This window comes from Nioella sediminis (genome assembly GCF_001879695.1).
Lineage (GTDB): Bacteria > Pseudomonadota > Alphaproteobacteria > Rhodobacterales > Rhodobacteraceae > Nioella > Nioella sediminis.
The window spans coordinates 1-19,463 of record NZ_MNBL01000043.1 but is presented as its reverse complement, the minus strand read 5'-3'; the positions used below and the strand labels follow the sequence as shown (position 1 = coordinate 19,463).

Sequence of the window (19,463 nt, the reverse complement as noted above, 5' to 3'; positions counted from 1 at the left end):
CCGCCTGCAAACGCCCGCCGATCCCGCCAGAGATATGGGCGGACCGTGCACCGAGGATCTCTGCCGCATCGAGTCCCGCGATACTGAGATAGCCATAGCTGCCCTTGAGCGCCCCGCCGATTTTCAGCGTCGCGCCGCGCGGCAACACATGGCTGCCAGACCAGTGCAGTCGGGCCCCATCAATCTCGGCCGTCATCGGCGCGCCGGTCAGGGCAATCAGCAGATCCGCGCCCTCGGCCCGGAAGGTGCCCCCTGCCCCGGCCATCTCGATGGCCAGCGCCCGGTCCGGATCGGATCGCAGGAGCGCCGCCCCTTCCGCCAGCGCCAGCGGGTCCATCGCACCGCCGCGCGACAATCCCTTGGACAGAAGCCCCGGACGGCCCGCATCCTGCAAGGACAGCCCCGGCCCGGCGGACAGGATCTGCAAGACCGCGCTCATGGCAGAGCCTCGCAACTTGCCATCATCCGACCGGCCTCCACCCCGGCCCAGGCATCCTCGAAGGCCGATGCCGTGACCGGCTGAAACAGGATCTCATCGCCTGCGGTCAGGGGAAAGGGCTGCTCTGCCTGCTGGCCGAACACGTCAATCGCCGCCCGCCCGATCCAGCGCCAGCCGGTCTGGGTGCCGACAGGAAACAGCACCAACTGGCGGATAGCCAAGGCCAGACCGCCTGCCGGAACATGTGGATTCAACTCGGTTTTCCGAGGAATATCAAACATCTCCGGCAATCGACCCAGATAGGGCATCCCCGGTGAGAATCCGATGGTCAGCACCCGGACCGGAGTCCGGGAAATCTGCGCAACCGCATCATCCGGTGACAGCCCGGCCATGCTGGCCGCTTCTTCCAGTTGTGGGCCATGATCGCCCCCGAACACCGTCGGCACGCGCCACAGCTTGCGTCCATGGGGCAAGGGCACACCGTACCAGTCACGGCTTCGCAGCAGATCCTTCAGGACGGCTTCGAGCGCATCATGGCTCAGCCGGACCGGGTCGAAGCGAAGGAACACCGATTTCAGCGAGGTGGCGCTTTCCTCGACGCCGTCCCAGGCGGCGGCCTCGACGGCCGCCCGGAATGCCAGCGTCGCGGCATTGACGGCCATTGACAGGTGATCCCCGAATTCGACCAGCAGACCCGCCTCGCCCATCCGGTGAAGCCGGGGAAACCCGCTTTGCTGTTCTGTGCCACCCATGGCCTGCCCGTCCCTCTTGGTCCGGTGCCATGGTGCGGCCCCGGCGGAGTGGTTGCAAGGCCCGGACGGATGATTTTCCTGCCGCGCCGCACCCGGCCCTCGACCAGGCGCATTCACTCTTGTATCCGGCCCTGCAATTTCATATCGAGTGCCCCGAGCCGGTCTAGCTCAGCTGGTAGAGCGTCTGATTTGTAATCAGGGGGTCGGGGGTTCGAGTCCCTCGACCGGCACCATATCCAGATCTAACACATTGATTTCGCTTCAGCTTTTGTGAATCCCTAGAAGCAGCAGACCATGTCGAAGACCATTTCACCAACGGTCACCTTCGTGAAAGACTGGGTCTCCCACTTCAGCCGTCGAATCCCGAAAGAGCTAAAACGCCGCTATACTTCCCCCGGATCGCGTACTCACTCCGCATTAAAGCCCTGAGGATCGTAGAATCCACGGCCAGACGAGCAACCGATCAACTGCACGAGTATTGGTACCACCTGCGGTGCCAGGCCACGGACCTCCCAGGCAAGCCCATGCTGCGGCTGCAGGTGGCTACTCGCCCTGATGGCCCCGAACAGCAACCCGCGTCGTCGACCTCAATCAAGCTGTCAGAAGCTGTATCCAAATATCTACAGCTCCAAGGAAGGGACCGACCAGTGACCTTTCACAGGGCAGCTGAGAGGGCCTGCGGCTACGTCATAGACGCATGTGGCGACAAAGACCTCCAAGCCTACACCAAGGTCGACGCAGACGCGTTCTGCGTTATGTCTTCAAAGAGCAGAGAGGCCTTTCGTCTGTTCCGGGCATACGTTCGAACAAGCTGTGGCCAGTCATGTCCTTCGCCGGAACCAATAAAGGCATTTCACGTCGACGATGGTTGCCTCATCGGGAAGGGGCCCATTCTTCCGCGCCGGACGCCAGCCGTTGTTTGTCAAAGCCGCCCCCAGCGCATTTTGCTACGACGCGACGGTCAGATCCTTGGTGCCCGCTTTCTCGATCCCGTCGATCCGCAACTCGGTTAGGAAACAGAGGCCACCCCGGCGGCGATCCGCATGCCGTCGAGCGCCTCGTCGGCGGAACCATGTGCTTTCTTCATGCGGCTTGGCCTTTATTGGTCTGTTCAGGCAGGCGCAGACCGAGAATGCGGCGCGCCTCTTGCCACCTCGCCACAGGGCGATTGTTGCTGTCACAGATGTCCACGACGCGGCGCACCAATGCGGCATTGCTGGGGGCAAGCCGGTCGCGGTCGAGGCGGACATTGTCCTCGAGCCCAGTGCGGGCATGGCCACCCGCTGCGACGGCCCATTCGTTCAGTCTGAGCTGATTGGCTCCGATGCCCGCTGCACACCAGGGCGTCTCTTCGCCGAAGAGGCGGCGGACGGCGTGGATGTAGTAGTCGAACACATCCCGATCGACCGGCATGGCGTTCTTCACGCCCATCACGAACTGGATATAGGGGGTTCCGGCAAGCTGCCCTTTGTCGGCCATGTCCTTCGCTTTCAGGATATGGCTCAGGTCAAAGGCCTCGATTTCCGGCTTGATCTCGTGCAGAAGCATTTCTCTGGCAAGCCAGTCGACAAGATCCGGCGGATTTTCATAGACGCGCGTCGGAAAGTTGTTTGACCCGACAGACAGGGACGCCATGTCAGGGCGCAGCGGCAGCATCCCGCCGCGTGTCTGGCCTGCGCCCGACCGTCCACCGGTCGAAAATTGTATGATCATGCCGGGGCAGTGTCTTTCGATCCCCTCCTTCAGCGCGGCGAATTTCTCGGGGTCGGACGATGGCGTTTCATCGTCATTTCGCACATGGGCATGAACAATGGTGGCGCCTGCCTCAAATGCCTCATGAGTCGACTCCACTTGTTCCGACACGGTTATCGGAACGGCGGGGTTGTTGGCTTTCGTAGGCAGGCTGCCGGTGATCGCCACACAGATGATGCAGGGCTTGGTCATGATTTCATTCCGAATTGTGCACTCCGGTCAGATTGCCGAAGTGCCTTGGTTTTTCAGTGATCAGGATCGCACATTTGAAAGGGGCGGATGTTTGCTCGATGCCTCAAGGGCCTGACGTTCTTCATCGGTGAAGAACATCCAGACGGCATCGTCCCTGTTGTGCTTCTTACATCCTGGGCATGGGGTATTGGCGTTCTTGCACATGGCTCCTCCTCCCGTGCGGCGGTTGATCTGTCAGGCGGCCTTCGCGGCGGTTCTTGGCATCTTCTCCAGCGCATCGACAAAGAATGGGCGGAACCACTCGGGGTGCTCGCTCATCGGGAAGTGACCGAGTTGATCCATCACAGCCAGAGTTGCGCCGGGGATGGCTTTGGCCGTGCGTTTAGCGTCGTCAGGTGTGCAGGTCAGGTCATAAGCGCCAACGATGATGTGAACCGGGGTCGCACCCGTATCAATGGTCGGCAGGCGCGGGATCAGGCTGTCATCCTTGGTGTAGAAGCTCAGATCGCCCCGGAAAACGCCCGGACCGCTTTGCATGAACATCCACAGCGTGTTCCAGCGCTCGGCATTGGGTGCATAGGGAGAGATGTTGGCGGACACCAATGCTGCCCCCATCTCGCCGCCATGCGCGTCGGGGCGGTGGAACCAGTCGATATCGTACCACGCGGGCTGGAAATCCGAGGCTTCGATGGCGATGAAACCGCTGAATTTATGCGGATGCAACGCCGCCAGTTGCAGCGCGATGCGCCCGCCCATCGAACAGCCTGCCAGAACGGGACGGTCAAGGCCCAACCCGTCGATCACGGCCAGAACGGTTTCGATATAGGCTTCGGTCGTCAGCAGGAATTCCTGCGTCTCGTATCCTTCGGGTGGCAGCGATTTGCCGTGCCAGGGCATGTCGAAGGCGATCAGGCGGTTCGATGCGGTGATCTCGGCGTCATTTATCAGGTGACGCCACTGACGGGTATCGGCCCCTGCCGTATGCAAGCAAACGACAGGGCGTCCCTGCCCGGCCTCTTCGAAATATATGCGGCGTGGTGCGCCTCGATGGTGACTGTCAGGTAACGACCGGTGATGGGCTCGATGCTCATGCTGCAAACTCCTCTTTCCCGCGGGCCAGGCCCAGAACGTCCTTGAAGAAACGAAGGTTTTTCACAAGGCTCAGGATATCGCCGTCGATCCGGCCGCGGCCGATCTTCACCAGTCCGAAAATATCGTGAAATCCGGGTTCAGGACGCGCTTGCCAGAACTTCTGCAGCGCTTCCGCATCCGTCCGCAGCGCAAAGCGCCACGGTGTCTTGCGACTTGGACCTTCGACAACAGAGACGATGCGGCCTTTTTCGAACGACAGGTAAAACTCGGTCCCGTCGATCTCGATCAGCACCGTTTCCGAAAACAGTCGGCCGAGTCGCTGCAAATGCGGCGTTGCCTCAAGGCGCGTTTGAATTTGCTTGAAGGTATCGATCACCCTGGCCTCCCTTGCGTTTATAAGCTGGACCATAGCTGCCATGATCAGCCGCATCGGGGCCATGCCAGCAGGGGTATGGGTCAATACCCTGACCTGCCGATCGCAGGGATTTCACAGCTCTGCAACGGGATGCTCACCGCTGGTATCATCCGATACCGCCACGGGCATTGGGTAAACACGGGGATTCGGCGAAGTCTGTTTTATGGCGAGCGGCATTGAAGCAACTCGCACTCAGATATTCAGACTGCCAGGAGGAGGAAATACCCATGGGCATCGTCAACCAGGACAACATCACCGCGGGATGCTGTGTATCAGATCGCGGTGCGGGGGAATCCGGTTCGGGAGGTGTCCCGACCCTCGGGGGTCGGGACACACTCTCTTTACAAGTGCCTGAAGCAATTCGGGGAACCGGTGGCGAAGACTCTGGGTATGGGTCATGAGGCCGAGAACCGAAACTCGAAGCGCGAGCAGGCCCGTGTGGGTGCACAGAAGGGTTGCGAGCCCGGTCAGGGCCGCAGTGCAGGTGGTCTTCATGTCAACATGGGCTGCCTTTTCGCGTCAACCCAGGTCTCCACCTCCCACGGGCAGGGTCACGCCCGTGATGTAAGAGGCGTCATCCGACGCCAGGAACAGGATCGGCCCTGCCTGTTCGTCGAGTGTTCCATAACGTTTCATCAGCGAGGACTGGATCGTCTGGTCGACGATGGTCTGGTACCAGTCTTCACGCTGCTCCTCCTCCGCATTGGGGTTGCGGGGCACGATGCGCGGCGGGGCCTCGGTGCCTCCGGGCGCAGTCGCCACAACGCGGATGCCGCGTTCGGCCACTTCCCAGGCGAGGCTTGCCGTGATCGCGTTCACCCCGCCCTTGGCCGCCGCGTAAGGCACGCGGTTCAGCCCGCGCGTGGCGATGGACGACACGTTAACGATCACGACACTTTCGCGCGGCAGCATGTGCTCGATGGCCGCGCGGCAGCAGTAAAGCGTGGGGAAGAGCGACCGGCGCACTTCGGCGTCGATCTGCTTGGCTTCGTAGTGCTCAAAGGGCTTGGCCCAGATGGTGCCGCCGACGTTGTTCACAAGGATGTCGATCCGGCCCCAGAGGTCCACGGCCTTCTGCATGGCCTTCTCGCAGCCCGACCAGGTTTCGAGATTGACCGAGATTGCCTCGGCCACGCCCCCCGCTTCGCGGATCGCGGCAACCACGTCCTTGCGGGCGGGCGAACGGTCGACGATCAGCACGCGGGCACCTTCGGCGGCGGCGCGCTCGGCCACCACGTGGCCAATCCCCTGCGCCGCGCCGGTGACGACCATCACCTTGTCGTCGAAGCGCCGGGTCATGCTGCAGCCGCCTCCGCCTCGGTCGGGTTGAACTTCTCGAAGTAGAAATTCGCGGGCTCGACGCCCAGTTTGGCGAAATGCGCGCGCACGGCATCGACCATCGGCGGCGGGCCGCAGAGATAGACATCGGCATCCCCCGCGTTCAGATCGTCGGCGGTCACGTGATCGGTGACGAAGCCCTTGCGGTCATGCTCCTCGTCCTCGGCGGCGAGGATGGTGATGACCGTCACATTGCCGATCTTGTCGGCCAGCCGCTGTACGCGGTCCAGTTCCACCAAATCGGCGGCACGGGTGACGGCATAATAAAGCGTGATGGGCTGGTCCGATCCCTGCTCTGCGACCTGTTCCAGCATCGACAGGAACGGGGCCAGCCCGGTGCCACCGGCCAGCCAGAGCTGCGGGCGTTCGATGGGGCGCAGGTAGAAGGCCCCCATCGGGCCAGTGAGCGTGACGGCGTCGCCCGCCTGAGCGCGTTCGCCCAGGTAGCTGCTCATCACCCCGCCGGGAAGGTTGCGAATGAGGAAAGTGGCCTCCTCCGCGCCGGGGGCCGACGAGAAGGAATAGGACCGGTGCACGCCCGTTCCCGGCACGGTCACGTTTACATATTGGCCGGGCAGGAAACCGATGGGCTTGGCCAGCTTGACGCGCAGGCCGAAGGACGTTTCCGACAGGCTGTCCACACCCAGAACCTCGCCCTCTACCGCCTCGGGCGCGGTCTTGCACAGGGCAGACGAGGCCGGGACGCGCAGCACGCAATCGCTTTCGGGGATCATCTGACAGGTCAGGACATAACCCTGTTCCGCCTCCTCGTCCGACATGGACTCGTCCATGTAGAATTCCAGCTCGTACTCGCCCTTTTCGGCAAAGCACTTGCAGGTGCCGCAGACGCCGTCGCGGCAGTCCATCGGCAGGTTGATCTTCTGGCGGAAGGAGGCGTCGGTCACCTTCTCGTCGTCATCGCACTGGATGACACGGGTGACACCGTCTTCGAAATTCAGGGCAACGTTAAAGGTCGTCATGGGCCAAGCTCCTCCCTTGGCCGCGCGCCTTGATCGGGCGCGCGGGGGTCTGTTGCGATCCGTGTTGGGGGGATCAGACGTGGTAGACGTCGATCACGTGGTGGATGTGGTCGTTCTTCAGAACCACCTTTTTCGACGTGATCAGCGGTTTCGGCCCGCTGGTGTCGATGGTGTAGAAGGACGTGCCCCAGTGCTGGTCGGTGTCGCCGTAGCGATAGCTCAGCGTGTGCCAGTTGAAGCGCAGCTTGAGTTGCGACCCCTCCTGGCTCAGCACCTCGATATTCGCGATGTTGTGGTTCGTCCGGGGTTCCGGCAACGACGTGGCCGAGGACCGGTCGGTCTTGATCCGGAACACGCGATCTTCGATGCCCTGCTTGTTGGGATAGTACATCAGCGACATCTCGTTTGCCGGATCTTCCGTCAGCGTGTCGTAGTCGTCCCATGCCGGCATCCAGAACGGGCAGTCCTTGTGGTAGAAGGTCAGCCAGGTGTCCCAGTCGCGATCATCGAGCGCGCGGGCCTCTGCATGCAGGAAGGCCGGGATCTCGGCGAAGCTCAGCGCGGTGGTGGCGGCGGGGCGTTCAAGCGTTGCGATTGTCATCTCTCTGTCTCCTCACTCGGCCGCGGTACGCGCGTCGGGGGCCGTGGCGCGTTCCTTGGCGATGGCCTCACCCATACGGTCGGACCAGTTGCTATGCTGGATGACGAAGAGCCCTTCGTCCTCGGTACGCGCGCCCGACAGGACCGGCTCGATCCCGAGCGCTTTTGCATCCTCGTCGGCGCCCTTGATCCACTGGGTTGCCCCACGGGTCAGGTCGTTCCACTGGGCATGTGCCGCCCCGGCATAACCGCGCTGCGTGGCCCGGAATTCTTCCGTGTCGTCCGGCGTCGCCATGCCCGAGGCGTTGAAGAAGTCCTCGTATTGGCGGATGCGGCGGGTGCGCGCTTCCTGGCTCTCGCCTTTGGGGGCGATGCAGTAGATCGTGACCTCGGTCTTATCGACGCTGATCGGGCGGAACACGCGGATCTTGCTGGAAAACTAGTCCATCAGGAAGACGTTGGGATAGAGACAGAGGTTGCGCAGAACGCCCACCATCCATTCGGCCTTGGTCTTGCCATACTTCTCCGTCCATTCTTCCAGACGCGGATAGCCGGGGCGGTTGGTCGGGTCGGCCCATTCCGTCCACAACAGGATGTGGCCGTTTTCAAAGGCATGGAAGCCGCCGCGCTGCTTGGCCCATTTGGACGCGTCGGTCGCCTTGATGTTGTCCTCTTTGCCGTCATCGGTGCGGTGCGCCGTGGTGGCGACATAATTCCAGTGCACGGCGGAGACGTGGTAGCCATCGGCACCGTTTTCGGCCTGAAGCTTCCAGTTGCCGTCATAGGTGTAGGTGGACGAGCCTCGCAGAACCTCCAGCCCCTCATCGGCCTGATCGACGATCATGTCGATCATCTTGCGCGCTTCGCCGAGGTATTCCTCCAGCGGCTGCACATCGGCATTGAGCGATCCGAACAGGAAGCCGCGATAGTTCTCGAACCGGGCGACCTTGGTCAGATCGTGGCTGCCGTCCTTGTTGAACTGCTCAGGGTATCCCCCGCCCTTGGGGTCTTTCACCTTTAGCAGCTTGCCGGTGTTGGAGAAGGTCCAGCCATGGAACGGGCAAGTGAAGGTCTTCTGGTTGCGGCGCTCGAAGCGGCAGAGCTGCGCCCCCCGGTGCGAACAGGCATTGACCAGAGCGTGAAGCTCACCGTCCTTGTCACGGGTGATCACGACGGGCGTGCGGCCCATGGTCAGCGTGAAATAGTCGCCGGGGTTCGGGATCTGGCTTTCATGCGCCATGTAGATCCAGTTGCCTTCGAAGATGTGTTTCAATTGCAGTTCGAACAGTTCTTCGTCGGTGAAGATATCCCGGCGGCAGCGGAAGACGCCGTTTTCCGGATCGTCCTGGATTGCGCCATCGAGCCGCGCTTCGAATTCGTCGAGATTGGATTGGGTGAACATGTGTGGTCCTCCTCCTGACTGCCTTGGCACCCTGTCGCGCGCTTCGGCTGGTTTTGACGTGGTGTCGCGGGCCTATTCGTCGGCGACGGCTTTCATGGTCCGGCCGCCATCGCTGCGGAAGAAATCAATCTTGTCGGGATCGAGCGTTGCGCCGATGCCGACGCCCTTGGGGATCTCGACGCAGAAATCGCGGTAGACGATCGGGTCAGCCAAGATGTCCTCGGTCAGCAGAAGCGGGCCAAAAAGCTCGGTGCCCCAGGCCAGATCTTCGACGGTCGAGAACAACTGCAACGCGGCGGCGGTGCTCAGCCCGGTTTCCAGCATCGTTCCGCCGTAGAGGCCAAGGCCTGCTGCCTGCCCGATGGCAATGACTTCCGATGCGCGCTTGAGCCCGCCGGACTGCCCGATCTTGACGGCAAACACATCTGCCGCCTTGGCTGAAGCGACATCCAACGCATCCTCGGGACCGTTCAGCGCCTCGTCCGCCATAACGGCGATCTCGTACCCTCTGGTCAGCTCCGCCATCGCACCGCGATAGCGGGCGGGAACCGGTTGCTCGACCAGTTCGCAGCCTGCATCCTGAAGGCCCTTGAGACCCCAACGCGCGTCCTGAAGGGACCATGCGGTGTTGATGTCGACGCGTACACTGGCAGCGTCGCCAACAGCTTCCTTGATCCGCGCCACATGCGCCACGTCCTCGCGCACAGAGCGCTTGCCGATCTTTAGTTTGAAGATGTTGTGACGGCGGGTTTCGATCATTTCTTGGGCTTCGGCGATATCGGTGTCCGAATTGCCCGAGGCCAGGGTCCAGGCGACCGGCAGACGCTCGTGCACCGACCCGCCGAAGAGTTGCGACACCGGCACGCCCAACCGCTTGCCCAGCCCATCACAGAGGGCAATTTCGACCGCTGTCTTGGCGATGCGGTTGGCCTTGACCAGCTTGTCGATCAGCTGGATCGCACCATTTACATTGTCTGCGTTCTGCCCGATCAGCGCTGGCGCGATATAGGTGTCTATCGCCGACTGGATGCCTTCGGGGCTTTCCGGTCCGTAGCTCAGCCCACCGATCGTCGTGCCTTCGCCGATGCCTTCGGAACCGTCCGAGAACTTGACCCTGACCAGCACGGCGGTTTGCGTACGCATCGTGGCCATGGACAGCACGTGACCGCGGATGGTCGGGATGTCGAGGATCATGGTCTCGATCTGGTCAATCTTGGTCACTGGGGTTCACCGCATCTGCAAGTTTCGATTGGATGCAGATTGCCCGCCCGCGCCGGATTCTGTCGATGATTGGGGGGGTCTTGGGTGATACCCTGACGAGATGCATGCCGGTTGCGACAGCTCGAATACGAATACAGGCGTCACGCATTGTGACGCCTGTTGTGGAAAATTGATATGAAAGACGATGGGTTAGACCTCAACCTCGATAGCGATGTCACGCTTGACTGAGAGATCGACCACCGCAGCGGCGACAGCAAGGGCTTGCAGGCCGACATCCGCACCGGTGTTCTGCGGATATGGGGGCGATCCGGTCCTGCGCGGCAAACATGTCGTCATTGGTGGGGACGTATTTCATGCGGCTCCTATTGTTTGGCGGGCCGTGCTTGCCCCGGTTTTCGAGACGTTCGAGCCATTGACGGTCGGCGACTGCGCGACCTTTTCGGCCACCATCTCGGCCGTGACGGCAGACAGGGTCCAACCCAGATGTCCATGCCCGGTATTGTAGAACACCCGGTCCCGAACACCCTGCCCCACCTTGGGCATCATGTTCGGCATCATCGGGCGCAGGCCCGCCCAGGGAATGGCGTGTTCTGTGCTGACGCCCGGGAAGAAGCGCTCGCACCACTTGACCAGCGGACGGATTCGGTCGTCCCGGATATCGAGGTTATAGCCATTGAACTCCGCCGTTCCCGCAATTCGGAACCGGTCCTTACCAAGGCGGCTGGTCACAATCTTGGCCTCGTCATCCAGAAGGCTGATCCAGGGCGCGGCGCGCTGGCTTTCCTCGTCATCGAGGCGAACGGTGATGGAATAGCCCTTCACCGGGTAGACATTCACCCGGTCACCAAGTTGCGCCGCGATGGCCCGGCTTTCGACGCCTGCACAGACAACGATGCCGTCAAAGGTCTCGGTCTGGCTTTCAGTGTTCCGGCTCCAGGTGAGGCGCACCTCTTTTCCATCCACATTCAGCGCGTCAACATCCGTTCCGAAGCGCAACACCGCACCGCTCGCTTCAACGGATTTGGCAAGACCCGTCGTGTAGCGGTGAATGTCGCCGGTGAAATCGCTTTCGGTGTAGTACCCGCCGTAGAACTCCCCGCTCAGCGCCGGTTCGATCTGGCGCACCTCTTCGGGCGCCACCGCGCGGCGCGTGAGCCCGCCTTCGGCCAGAAGCTTGTTGACCTCGGTGGCGTGGTCGAACTCGGCCTTGTCGGTGTAGATGTGCAGGATGCCCCGGTTCTCGCAGTCGAAGTCGAACCCGTGGCGCTCGGCTTTTTCACGAAGAAGCCCGCGCGCAGCGATGGCCATCCGGGTCGTTTCGACGGTGATTGCCCGATACTGCGGGATCGCCGCGATGAATTCCGCCATCCAGCTATACTTGTGCCAGCTTGGGCGCGGGTTGACCAGAAGCGGCGCGCCCCGTGTCATCATCCACTTCATGCCCTTGAAGACGGTGGACAGCCGGTTCCAGGTTTCGGCATTCGAAGCGGACAATTGCCCGCCATTGGCGAATGAGGTCTGCATCGCCGCATAACGGTTGCGGTCGAAAAGCGTCACCTCGTAGCCCCGGTCCATGAGGCTGGAGGCAGTCGTCACGCCGGTGATCCCGGCGCCGATTACGGCAATTCTGGTCATCATGTCCTCCGCGACCAAAGGTTAGGTTCCGCCGTCGGCGGGCTCATCCCCTCTGTCGCGGGCAGCGCCACGCTTCAGATTGCCTGTCCGAACACAGTCCTTTTGCCTAAGAGGTTCCGGGGGGTTGCTCCTTCGGCGCCGGCGTTTTGGCCAGCCTCTCCTGTCTCGGCTTCGTTTGCAGAGTGGTGATAGTCGATATCTATTCTCACATCAAGACTATCTTTGCTTGATACCTATATTACACAGGCGTCGTGCAAAGACTCCTTGTATTTCGCAGAGGTGACCCACCGCCCCAACCGCAGCAGCAGCCCGTTCAATTGCGCCATCTCATCCGCACTCAGCGGCTCGGTCAGAATCACCTCCAGCCGGTCCGACAGGTCCCGTGCGATCCGGCGTACCTGCTTTCCCTTTTCGGTCGTTCGAAGGAAGAAAACGCGCGCATCCTCGGGGGAGTTTTCTCGATAAATCAGGTCCGCAGCCAAAAGGCTTTGGATGATTCTTGAAGTCAGACTGCGTTCGAGTCCGGTTGACTTCAATATCTCCGCAAACGTCGTTCCCGGAGAATCGTCAACCAGACGCAAAACCCTGAGCTCCCGGATTCGGCAGCCGGTTTCTCGCAAGAAGATCGCATCGTTTGCCCGGATCGCCTCTTGCGCGACGATATCGAGACGGTAGGTCAACCGCTCGTTTTGAAACGTTTTTTTCTCCAGCATTCTGGCCCTGCCCTTCTGTTCATACTCAAAAGGTATCGCACGATACCCGATGGGTGGTCAATTTATTCTCAGCTTGAAACCTTTTTAGGATACAAGTCTCAACACGCAACCATCTCACTCTGAGAATCAAGTGGAGGCCAACATGTTCGACACCTGGTACGATACACAGCGCGATACATCGCTGGCCTGGCTTCAGGACTTGCACGCCCATCCCGAGACCGGGTTCGAAGAGGTCCGTACCGCCGCATTCGTCGCCGCGCGCCTGGCCGATTTCGGCTTCGAGGTTGCCACCGGCATAGGCGGAACGGGCGTTGTCGGCACCTTGTATGGCCGCGACGCCAGCCCCGAATGCCCTGGCCGCTGCATCGCCTTCCGGGCCGAACTGGACGCGCTGCCGATGGAGGAAAAGGCCGATGTCGCCTACCGCTCGCAGGATGCGGCGCAGTTTCACGGCTGCGGCCATGACGGGCACACTGTCACGTCGCTGACCGCCGCCGCCTATCTGGCGAAGCACCGGGAATTCGACGGGACGATCCGCTTCATCTTCCAGCCTGCCGAAGAGCTTCTGACAGGGGCGCGCGCCATGCTGGCCGATGGCCTGTTCGAGCGCTTCCCCTGCGACGAGATCTACGCCCTGCACAATCTGCCGGGCCTGCCGGAGGGGTCCGTCGCGATCCCGGCGGCGTCTGCCATGGCGTCGGCCGACAATATCGACGTGACGATCCACGCGAACGGCGCCCATGGCGCGATGCCCCACACGGGCGAAGACGCGATGCTGGCGGCCGCAAGCTTCATCACCTCGGTGCAGCAGGCCGCCACGCGCGTGATCGATGCGCGCGATGCCGGCGTGATCTCCTTCGGCGTTCTGACTGGCGGCACCGCCCGCAACGTCCTGCCGGAAGACATCCGCATCGAAGGCACGATGCGCACGACCTCCGATCCGGTGCGCGCGCGGCTGGCCGCGCTTCTGACCGATGCCGCGCGGGCGACCGAGGCGATCTTCGGCGTCACCGTCACTGTTTCCGTGGAGAAGGTCGCACCAGTAGCCGTGAACCACCGCGCCGCGGATGCCGCCGTCGTGACCTCTGCCACGCGTATCGTCGGGGCGGAGAAGGTCATCGAGAACGCCCGCAGCCTGATGGCCTCCGAAGACTTCGCGGAATTCACCGCCCGCGTACCCGGCGCCTATTTCTTCGTCGGCCAGTCGGGCCGCGCGCCCCACCACCCCGAATACGTCTTCGATCCCGAGATCATCCCCGTTGGCGCGGCGATCTTCGCCGATCTCGCCAAAACGCGGACGAGCCGTTCGCTGAACGCACGCGCGAACACCTGAAACACACCGTCATCAAAGGGAGGTTCCAGATGACCTACACCACCACCAAGTTCCTCAAGGCGTCGGCCGCAACCATCGCCCTTGTCGCCAGCACCCAGGCTGCAAGTGCCGAAGTGCTGACCATGTCGTCCTGGGTTCCGCCGACCCATTTTGTACACACCGACATCCTCGTGCCCTTCACCGAGCGCGTGGCGGTGGCCACCGAGGGCCGCGTCACCATCATGATCCTGCCCGCCGCGCTGGCCAGCCCGCCGCAGCACTGGGAACTGGCGCGCAATGGCGTGGCCGACATCACCTGGGGCAACTTCACCTACGAACCCGAGCGTTTCGTCTCCATGTGGTTCTCGGAATTCCCGAACTCCGGCACCAATGCCGAGGCGCAGAGCGTTGCGCTCTGGCGCACCTTTGACACCTATCTTGCCGACAACGCGGCGTTCGACGGCGTTGAAGTTCTGGGCGTCGGCCTCTTCGGTGGCGGTCAGCTTCACCATGGCTCCACCACCATTTCCGCGCCCGAGGACATGGAAGGCCAGAAGTTCCGCATGGGCGGCCCGATCCAGGAACAGCTGCTGACCGCGCTTGGTTCCGTTCCCGTGGCCTCGCCCGCGACGCGCGCCTACGAGATGCTGGAAAGCGGCGTCATCGACGGGTCGCTGCACACGATGGAATCGGTGATCAACTTCCGCCTCGACGAAAGCCTGACCCATCACACCGTGTTCCCGGGCGGCTTCTACGACGCGAGCTTCTTCATCGCCATGAACGGCGCCCGTTGGGATGGCCTGAGCGAGGCAGACCGCGCCGCGATCGAAGAGATCTCGGGCGAGGCCCTGTCTGCGGCCTGGGGGGCGACCTTCGACATCCAGAACGCAGTGGCATTTGAGGCACTGTCTGCCGAGGGTCACGAGATCGTGGAAGCCTCGCCCGAACTGGTCGCCGCCGTCGACGGGATCACGGAGGAAATGATCGCCGAGTGGGTGACCGCAGCGGCAGCCGCCGGTGTCGAAGATCCCGAGGCCGTCCTGTCTTTCTACGCCAACACCTACGAGGCCCTCGTGGAAGCACAGGCATCCGGCAGCTGATCGCAGACACCGGGGGCAGACCGCCTGCCCCCGGCCACAAAGGGGAGGAGAAAACATGCGAAACCTGACCTGGAAGATCCGGCATACCGTCGAAACGGTGATGGCCCTGTTCCTGCTGTCCATGGTTGGCTTGACCTTCGCAGACGTGATCGGAAGGCGCATCTTCGGTGCGCCGATCTACGGCTCGAACGACATCACCGAACACCTGATGGCGCTGGTGGTCTTTTCCGGCCTGCCGCTGGTGACCGCCGCCGGCGCCCACCTGACCGTCGACCTCTTTGACAAGCTGATCGCCAGCCCCTGGATGGGCTGGTGGCGGGTGCTGGTCTCGGTGCTCGTGACCGTCGTCCTTGCCATGATGGCATGGCTGTTTGTCAAGCATGGGCTGAACGCCTCCCAGATTTCCGAGGTCAGCCAGGCCCTGAGGGTGCCGCATGCGCCGCTCTATTTCTTCATGGCGCTTAGCCTCGGCCTCTCGGCCCTCGCCGCGCTGATCATCGCCCTCACCGGGCCGATGGTCGATCCCGAAGATACCCACCAGGAGGAAGCCCTATGATCGTCGGTTCCATCGCAATGGCCACGGCCATTTTTCTCGCCTTTCTGCGCGTGCCGCTGGCCTTCGCCCTGCTGGCGGTGTCGGTGGCCGGGATCGGCTTCGCCATCAACTGGAACATCGCCTTCCAGCTGATCCCGCTCACCATCTCCGACGCGGTGCTGTCCTATGACCTTGCCGTGGTTCCGATGTTCATCCTGATGGGCAACGTGATTTCCAAGACCGGCATCGCGCAGGACCTGTGCCGCGCCGCTTATGCCTTCGTCGGCAATGTGCGCGGGGGGCTGGCGCTGTCGACCATGGTGGCCTGTTCCGGGTTCTCGGCAGTCTGCGGATCGAGCTACGCGACCGCCGCGACCATGGCCAAGGTCTCCTACCCCAGCATGAAGAAATACCGCTATTCAGACGAACTGGCGGCAGGCACCATCGCGGCGGGCGGCACCATCGGCATTCTCATTCCGCCGTCGATCATCATGGTGATCTACGGCATCCTGACCCAGACCAATATCGGCGACCTGTTCATCGCAGGCGTGGTGCCCGGCCTGCTCGGCCTCGCCATGTACATGCTGGCGATCCGCCTTGTCGCCGCACGCAAGCCTGAACACGCCCCGCAGGGCGAACGCACCCCCTGGCCCGAGAAACTGCGCGCCCTGTCCGGTGTCTGGCCCTTCCTGCTGCTCTTTGGGCTCATCATCGGCGGGCTCTACGCCCGGCTCTTCACCCCCACGGAAGCGGCGGGTATGGGCGCTGGCCTTGCCATCCTGATCGCAACCCTGCATGGCCGCCTGAGCTGGGCCACGCTGCGCACGATCATCGTGGACACGGCCTATACCTCGGTGTCGCTCTACACGGTGCTTTTCGGCGCGCTGATGCTGTAGAAACTGCTGACCCTGTCGGGCCTTGCGGCGGGCGTTCTGAGCCTTGTGCAATCGACGGGGCTGGAAGGCACGATGCTGATCCTCGCGATCATGCTGGTCTTCCTCGTGCTCGGCTGCGTGATGGACTCGATGGCGATCATCCTGATCTTCGTGCCTCTCTTTGCCCCGATCGTGGTGGCGCAGGGCTTCGACCTGGTCTGGTTCGGGATCATCGTCATCGTCGTGACCGAGATCGCGTTGATCACGCCACCGGTTGGCATGAACGTCTTCGTCCTGAAGGCGGTGCTGCCGGAGGTGCCCGTGGTACGGATCTTCAGGGGGCTCGTGCCCTTCATCGCAGCGGATGTCCTGCGGCTGGCTGCTCTGATCGCCTTCCCCGCGATCACGCTTTGGCTGGGCAGTACGATTGGTTGAATAGTGGAAAGTCTCTGCATCTGGTGGATCCCGTCGAGCAGGAATCGTTCCTGCTCGACGGGACATGTTTGGGCTGATGCCGTGGCTTGCCGGGCAATGCCCCTGCCTTTTCGGTGGCCTGCCTGTCGATGTCGAGGCCCGTGGCCACCGCATGGCGCATGACGATGCAGCGCGCAGTACTCCGGCCCCCTCGCCCCGACCGACGGCGATCAAACCCGCGCGATTACTATTCCTCGAACCCGAACCGCTCCAGCAGTTCTTCGCGCGTGAAGACCTCGGGCTGTTCCCAGGGCGGGCGGCGCCTGACGAGTTGGTAGCGCCCGTCTGGCATCCGCTCATACCAGGCGATCCCGATGGTCCCAAGGTCCTGCAAATGCGCCAGATAGGCATCCAGCGTGGTGAATTCTCGACCCTCGGCATGGGGCAGCGCATCACCAGCGCCTGTCCCGTTGCCAAATGAGCTGTCCGCGACCATCGTCAGACCTCCTGCCATCAGAAGCCCGGCCAGATTTCCCGTGTGGCCAAGCTTGAATTTCATTCTAAGACTCCGTTAAGTATTCTTGGAGGCTGCGTTCTTTCGGGGGAGATACCTGGCAGCCACCGCGTTATGCCCGGTCTTGCAGCTTTCTTCGACGCGCTTTTGGCCGAACGTACCAGTCCCCGAAGACTATTCAAAGCGGCCTTTGGCTGTGCAAAAGAATGATGTCCCGTCGGGGGTCCGCCGCCCCCCCCGCCCATAGATCCAACAGCCGGGACGCAACATGGAGAGACCAGCTATGTGTTTGACCTGCGCCATATTCAATCCTTTCAAAACCGATGGCGACTGGCTGCATGACACTGGCGGCGAAAATGCGCTGACCATCTCCGAAACCTCCGATGCAGCTGGAAACTCCAGCACTGTGTACGGCATGTCTTCGGGCGATTCCTTCGTTGGCACGCTTGGCTTTGACAACGATTGGGACTGGGTCGAAGTGAACCTCACGGCGGGCGTGACCTATACATTCACGATGACCGCTGGCTCGATGACGGATCCGTATCTTTATCTTTATGACGGGGCCTCAAATCCGGTGCGGAGCAATGACGATATGGGGACCGGCAACCTGAACTCCCAAATCGTGTACACCGCAGCATCGAGCGGCACCTACTACATCGCCGCTGACAGCTACTACAACAGCCCCGGCTATTCCGGCAGCACGGTCGACACAGGCACCTACACCCTGACCATGAGCGGCGGAGGCACCAACCCGCCGCCGCCCTCTGGCAACGACCTGCTGGACTCGATCACCTGGGGCTACACGGCCCCCAGCTCCATCAATGTCTACTTCGTGCCCGGCGGCGTCAGCTTCGATGACCCCTATGATACGCCACAGACCACCTCGACCTGGAGCACGTACGAACAGCAGCAGGCGATGCTGGCGTTCGAAACCTTCGAGAATGTGGCCAACGTCACTTTCAACGTGGTTACGAACCCCAACCAGGCCGATTTCTTCATGGTCGAGTCCACCGACCCGGACTCCTCCCTCGGCTATTGGGGCGTCGGCGGCACCTCGGTGACGATCAACGGCACCTCCTACAACAACCTCGACGGCCACGGCGTGTTCTACAATGGCGGCCAGGGCTGGACGACACTCGGCCAGGCACAGGGTGGGTACGGGTTTATCACCATGATCCACGAGATCGGACATGGCATGGGCCTGTCTCACCCCCATGACACCGGCGGTACGTCTTCCATCATGGACGGCGTGACCGGGCCTTTTGGCAGCCTGGGCGATTTCGATCTGAACCAGGGCATCTACACGACGATGTCCTATAACGATGGCTGGCAGACCGCCCCGCACGGGGCCAGCCCGTCGGACAATTACGGCTGGCAAGGCACGCCGATGGCCATGGATATTGCGGTTCTGCAGCAGCTCTACGGCGCCAACACCACCTTTAACAACGGCAACGACACCTACGAACTGTTCACGGTCAATCAGACGGCCTTTTCCCACGCCTACTACTCGACGATCTGGGATACCGGCGGCATTGACACGATCGTCAATCCCGGCCTGCTGTCCTCCATCATCGACCTGCGCGAGGCCCCGCTGACCTATTCGGCGAATGGCGGAGGCTATGTCTCTTACGTCACCGGGGTGCATGGTGGCTTCACCATTGCTGCCGGGGCCGTCATCGAGAATGCGACAGGCGGCCGGGGAAATGACACGATCATCGGCAATGACGTGGCCAACGTGCTCGATGGCAACCTCGGCAATGACACACTGACCGGAGGTGCCGCGGTCGATACGTTCATCTATTCCGGCGGGCAGGACGTCATCACGGACTTCAACGGGGACATTATTCGGCTCAACCTCACCTCATGGTTTGGCGATGTCAACTCGCTGCTGGCCTCGGCAGTCGTCCAAAATGGCAATCTCGTGCTCGACTTCGGCGGTGGCTACACGTTGACACTCAACGGTGTGACCAGCACCGCAGGCCTCGCAGGGCGCATACGTGTCGGCGACAGCGACCCCGAAAGCGACCTCACGGGTGACGGAACGTCGGACATTCTCTGGCGGAACGGCACGACGGGCCAGTATGGCATGTTCGACATGTCGGGTGGTACGCCCACGTGGAGCGTTCTGGGGGGTGAAAGCACCGCCTGGCAGATCGGCGGGCTCGGCGATTTCGACGGCGAT

The 19,463-nt window shown here is 62.0% G+C and carries 17 protein-coding genes, 1 tRNA gene, 2 pseudogenes and 1 riboswitch; of the genes and pseudogenes, 6 read left to right on the top strand and 14 right to left on the bottom strand.

The window, feature by feature from the left end:
• Both BKY26_RS06860 and BKY26_RS06855 read right to left on the bottom strand, forming a co-directional pair.
• The coding region (locus tag BKY26_RS06860; RefSeq protein WP_483869886.1) for a 5-oxoprolinase subunit C family protein at positions 1 to 439 on the bottom strand (439 nt) is incomplete at its 3' end.
• Positions 436 to 1,191, bottom strand: a complete 756-nt coding sequence (locus tag BKY26_RS06855; RefSeq protein WP_071689658.1) for a 5-oxoprolinase subunit B family protein — start codon at positions 1,189 to 1,191, stop codon at positions 436 to 438. The genes BKY26_RS06860 and BKY26_RS06855, both read right to left, overlap by 4 nt.
• Positions 1,192 to 1,348: 157 nt before the next feature.
• Here BKY26_RS06855 and BKY26_RS06850 point away from each other — a divergent pair.
• Positions 1,349 to 1,424, top strand: a tRNA-Thr gene (locus tag BKY26_RS06850).
• A gap of 850 nt (positions 1,425 to 2,274) precedes the next feature.
• Here the strand turns inward: BKY26_RS06850 and BKY26_RS06845 are convergent.
• The 11 genes and pseudogenes from BKY26_RS06845 to BKY26_RS06800 form a co-directional block, all read right to left on the bottom strand.
• On the bottom strand, positions 2,275 to 3,135 hold the full coding sequence (locus BKY26_RS06845) for a 3-oxoadipate:acetyl-CoA acetyltransferase (protein ID WP_071689657.1): 861 nt from the start codon (positions 3,133 to 3,135) through the stop codon (positions 2,275 to 2,277).
• Positions 3,136 to 3,369: 234 nt separating this feature from the next.
• Positions 3,370 to 4,226, bottom strand: a pseudogene (locus tag BKY26_RS06840) (alpha/beta fold hydrolase).
• Positions 4,223 to 4,603 carry a hypothetical protein gene (locus BKY26_RS06835; RefSeq protein ID WP_071689660.1) on the bottom strand — a complete coding sequence of 127 codons (381 nt, stop codon included), beginning with the start codon at positions 4,601 to 4,603 and terminating at the stop codon, positions 4,223 to 4,225. Before BKY26_RS06835 ends, BKY26_RS06840 begins: the two are co-directional and overlap by 4 nt.
• A gap of 558 nt (positions 4,604 to 5,161) precedes the next feature.
• Complete coding sequence (benD, locus tag BKY26_RS06830; RefSeq protein ID WP_071689656.1) at positions 5,162 to 5,941, bottom strand: benzoate diol dehydrogenase BenD; 780 nt, start codon at positions 5,939 to 5,941, stop codon at positions 5,162 to 5,164.
• Positions 5,938 to 6,960, bottom strand: coding sequence for a benzoate 1,2-dioxygenase electron transfer component BenC (gene benC, locus BKY26_RS06825; protein WP_071689655.1), 1,023 nt, complete (start codon positions 6,958 to 6,960; stop codon positions 5,938 to 5,940). The genes benD and benC overlap by 4 nt, the downstream gene beginning before the upstream one ends.
• A gap of 73 nt (positions 6,961 to 7,033) precedes the next feature.
• Positions 7,034 to 7,561, bottom strand: a complete 528-nt coding sequence (gene benB, locus BKY26_RS06820) for a benzoate 1,2-dioxygenase small subunit (RefSeq protein ID WP_071689654.1) — start codon at positions 7,559 to 7,561, stop codon at positions 7,034 to 7,036.
• Between the two features lie 12 nt (positions 7,562 to 7,573).
• Entirely contained in the window at positions 7,574 to 7,981 is a 408-nt protein-coding gene (locus BKY26_RS20770; RefSeq protein ID WP_281249820.1) for an SRPBCC family protein, read from the bottom strand.
• An 18-nt stretch (positions 7,982 to 7,999) separates the two neighbouring features.
• Positions 8,000 to 8,962, bottom strand: coding sequence for a Rieske 2Fe-2S domain-containing protein (locus BKY26_RS06815; RefSeq protein WP_281249819.1), 963 nt, complete (start codon positions 8,960 to 8,962; stop codon positions 8,000 to 8,002).
• A gap of 72 nt (positions 8,963 to 9,034) precedes the next feature.
• Positions 9,035 to 10,183 carry a muconate/chloromuconate family cycloisomerase gene (locus BKY26_RS06810; RefSeq protein WP_071689653.1) on the bottom strand — a complete coding sequence of 383 codons (1,149 nt, stop codon included), beginning with the start codon at positions 10,181 to 10,183 and terminating at the stop codon, positions 9,035 to 9,037.
• Between the two features lie 351 nt (positions 10,184 to 10,534).
• Positions 10,535 to 11,818 carry a D-amino acid dehydrogenase gene (locus BKY26_RS06805; RefSeq protein ID WP_071689659.1) on the bottom strand — a complete coding sequence of 428 codons (1,284 nt, stop codon included), beginning with the start codon at positions 11,816 to 11,818 and terminating at the stop codon, positions 10,535 to 10,537.
• An 84-nt stretch (positions 11,819 to 11,902) separates the two neighbouring features.
• Positions 11,903 to 11,991, bottom strand: a riboswitch (glycine riboswitch).
• A gap of 60 nt (positions 11,992 to 12,051) precedes the next feature.
• The gene (locus BKY26_RS06800) at positions 12,052 to 12,531 is read right to left on the bottom strand and encodes a MarR family winged helix-turn-helix transcriptional regulator (RefSeq protein WP_071689652.1); all 480 of its coding nucleotides are present in this window, start codon (positions 12,529 to 12,531) and stop codon (positions 12,052 to 12,054) included.
• A 142-nt stretch (positions 12,532 to 12,673) separates the two neighbouring features.
• Between BKY26_RS06800 and BKY26_RS06795 the strand changes: the two genes are divergently transcribed.
• From BKY26_RS06795 to BKY26_RS06780, 4 genes and pseudogenes are all read left to right on the top strand, one after another.
• Positions 12,674 to 13,864 (top strand): amidohydrolase, encoded by a 1,191-nt coding sequence (locus BKY26_RS06795; protein ID WP_071689651.1) that lies wholly within the window; start codon positions 12,674 to 12,676, stop codon positions 13,862 to 13,864.
• A 29-nt stretch (positions 13,865 to 13,893) separates the two neighbouring features.
• Positions 13,894 to 14,943, top strand: coding sequence for a TRAP transporter substrate-binding protein (locus tag BKY26_RS06790; RefSeq protein ID WP_071689650.1), 1,050 nt, complete (start codon positions 13,894 to 13,896; stop codon positions 14,941 to 14,943).
• A 55-nt stretch (positions 14,944 to 14,998) separates the two neighbouring features.
• Positions 14,999 to 15,499, top strand: coding sequence for a TRAP transporter small permease (locus BKY26_RS06785; RefSeq protein ID WP_071689649.1), 501 nt, complete (start codon positions 14,999 to 15,001; stop codon positions 15,497 to 15,499).
• Positions 15,496 to 16,788, top strand: a pseudogene (locus BKY26_RS06780) (TRAP transporter large permease). The gene BKY26_RS06785 and the pseudogene BKY26_RS06780 overlap by 4 nt, the downstream one beginning before the upstream one ends.
• A 226-nt stretch (positions 16,789 to 17,014) precedes the next feature.
• On the opposite strand, the gene BKY26_RS06775 reads toward BKY26_RS06780, so the two are convergent.
• Positions 17,015 to 17,326 (bottom strand): hypothetical protein, encoded by a 312-nt coding sequence (locus BKY26_RS06775; RefSeq protein ID WP_071689648.1) that lies wholly within the window; start codon positions 17,324 to 17,326, stop codon positions 17,015 to 17,017.
• Between the two features lie 238 nt (positions 17,327 to 17,564).
• Between BKY26_RS06775 and BKY26_RS06770 the strand changes: the two genes are divergently transcribed.
• The coding region (locus BKY26_RS06770; RefSeq protein WP_071689647.1) for a M10 family metallopeptidase C-terminal domain-containing protein at positions 17,565 to 19,463 on the top strand (1,899 nt) is incomplete at its 3' end.